Source organism: Agromyces sp. NDB4Y10, assembly GCF_001620055.1.
Classification (GTDB): Bacteria; Actinomycetota; Actinomycetes; order Actinomycetales; family Microbacteriaceae; genus Agromyces; species Agromyces indicus.
This window is the reverse complement of the sequence record NZ_LQGY01000051.1, coordinates 1-2116: the sequence shown is the minus strand read 5'-3', so window position 1 is coordinate 2116 and position 2116 is coordinate 1. Positions and strand designations below refer to the sequence as shown.

2 protein-coding genes and 1 pseudogene are annotated in these 2116 nt (G+C 75.9%); 2 read left to right on the top strand and 1 reads right to left on the bottom strand.

Annotated elements, in window-relative coordinates:
- Together AVP42_RS16735 and AVP42_RS11880 are read left to right on the top strand one after the other, a co-directional pair.
- Window positions 1-823: pseudogene (locus AVP42_RS16735) on the top strand (hypothetical protein); the annotation flags it as partial.
- 17 nt (window positions 824-840) lie between these two features.
- Window positions 841-1626, top strand: a complete 786-nt coding sequence (locus AVP42_RS11880; protein ID WP_067949312.1) for a TIGR01458 family HAD-type hydrolase — start codon at window positions 841-843, stop codon at window positions 1624-1626.
- On the opposite strand, the gene AVP42_RS11875 is transcribed toward AVP42_RS11880, so the two are convergent.
- Entirely contained in the window at window positions 1623-1883 is a 261-nt protein-coding gene (locus tag AVP42_RS11875) for a hypothetical protein (protein ID WP_067949310.1), read from the bottom strand. The genes AVP42_RS11880 and AVP42_RS11875 overlap by 4 nt on opposite strands.
- Window positions 1884-2116: the final 233 nt, after the last annotated feature.

The following is a 2116-nucleotide window of genomic DNA, read 5'->3' as shown; positions in this document are numbered from 1 at the left end:
CGCCGCGGCCGCCGCCGGGAGTGCCGCCGCTGCGGACGACGTCGACACGCGCGTCCTCGGCGCCACCGCCGCCACCGAGTCGCTCGACGAGTCCGGCGAGCCCGGCGAGCCCGCCCAGGGGGCCGCCGACGCCGCGCAGGACGCCGAACCGGCCGTCGCGCGTCCGGAGCGCCTGGCCGAACCGCTCTTCCCGTGGATGGCCGACACCCCCGCCGCCGCTGCCCCGCCCGAGGAGCCGGCCGCCGACGACCGTCCGTCCGGTCGCCGCCCGGGACGCACGGCGATCCTGATCGGTGCGCTCGTGACCGCCGCGCTGCTGACGATCGGCACCATCCTGCTGCTCACCGGCCTGCAGCAGGGCGGCGAGACCGCCGCGCCGCCCGAGACCGAGCCCGCGGCGACGTCCGAGCCGCCCGCCGAGACCGAGGAAGCGGAGCCGCCGGCCCCGGCCGAGACCCCCGAGCCCGCGCCCGAGACCGCCGAACCACCGCCCCCGAGCGAGGAGCAGCGCACGGTCGACGCGCTGCAGGACTACTACGCGCTGATGCCCGGCGACCTCGACACCGCCTGGACCCTCATGACCGCCGACTACCAGGTGAACCACGTGGGCGGCCGCGACGCCTACCAGGCGTTCTGGGGCGACATCACCGACGTCGCCATCGCCGACGTCGTCGCGACCGCGCCGGGCGAGGCGCAGGCGACCCTGACGTACACGTTCGCCGACGGGCGGGTCGTGCGCGAGGTCACGGCGTACCGCCTCGTCGACGAGGGCGGCACCATGAAGATCGCCGCGAGCGAGGTGCTGAGCAGTACCGGCCTCTGAGCGAGCATGATGGGCTCATGACCGGTGTGCTGCTCGATCTCGACGGCGTGGTCTACGTCGGCGACGAGGCGATCGCGGGCGCTCCCGAGGCGGTGGCCCGCCTCGACGCCGAGGGCGTGCCGTACTGCTACCTGACCAATACGACGTCCCGTCCCCGCAGCGCGATCGTCGCCAGCCTCGCACGGCTGGGGGTCGGCGCCGACGCCGAGCGCATCCTCACCCCCGCGGTCGCCGCCGCCGCGTGGCTGCGGCGCGAGGGCATCGAGCGTCCGGCGCTCTTCGTGCCGGATGCCACGACGACCGAGTTCGCCGGTCTCGAGCCGCTCGCGCCATCCGCCGACGAGGGTGCGGGCGCCGTGGTCGTGGGCGACCTCGGCGAGGGGTGGGACTTCGCCACGCTGAACCGGGCGTTCCGGCTGCTCATGGCCGACGCGCAGGTGCCGCTCGTCGCACTCGGACTCACCCGGTACTGGCGCGCGCCCGACGGGCTGCGGCTCGACGTGGGTGCGTTCGTGCGCGCCCTCGAGCACGCCTCGGGACGCGAGGCGGTCGTGCTCGGCAAGCCGGACCCGGCGTTCTACGGGGCCGCCGTCGCCGCGCTCGGCGTGGACCCGAGCCACGTCGTGATGGTCGGCGACGACATCCGCAGCGACGTCGACGGGGCGCAGCGGGCCGGGCTCACGGGGGTACTGGTGCGCACCGGCAAGTTCTCCCCCGCCGACCTCGACGGCGAGGTCCGTCCCGATGCGGTGCTCGACTCCATCGCTGACCTGCCGGACTGGCTCGCCGCACGACGCCGCTAGAGGGTCGTGAGGATCCGCCCCGTCGCGAGCACGAGGCCGAGGATCGCGAGCGCCGTCAGCCAGCGGCGCGTGCGGGTCCCGAGCTCGGGCGCCGCGATCTCGGCGAGGACCAGCGCGGCCATCGAGACCGGCAGCGTGAACCAGATGCCCGACACGTGCACGAGCGCCGACGCTCCGGCCACGACGAGCACCGCGGCCTTCACGCCCGGCGGCCACTCCCGCTCGAGCGTGATCTCGGTGTCGACGCGTTCGGTCATCGGCTCCCCCTTCCGGGGAGGCTAGCGCGAGCGATCCGACCGGTCTCGGGGCTTGACAGCGGGCGACGGATGGCACTGCGGGCGCGCGGCCGGGCGAGTCGTCGGCCCGGGCCCGGCCGGTGGAGCGGTGTCGATCAGCGCGGTCGCTCGGCGGCGCCCGCGGCCGCCTCCGCTGCGTCGAGGTCGGCACTCGCGCGGTCGGCGGCGTGCGCGGCGGCTTCGCGTGCCCGGGT

What these genes read in the sequence shown, in the direction of transcription:
- AVP42_RS11880 (WP_067949312.1), top strand. Translation starts at nt 841, where the DNA reads ATGACCGGTGTGCTGCTCGATCTCGACGGCGTGGTCTACGTCGGCGAC.
- AVP42_RS11875 (WP_067949310.1), bottom strand. Translation starts at nt 1,883, where the DNA reads ATGACCGAACGCGTCGACACCGAGATCACGCTCGAGCGGGAGTGGCCG.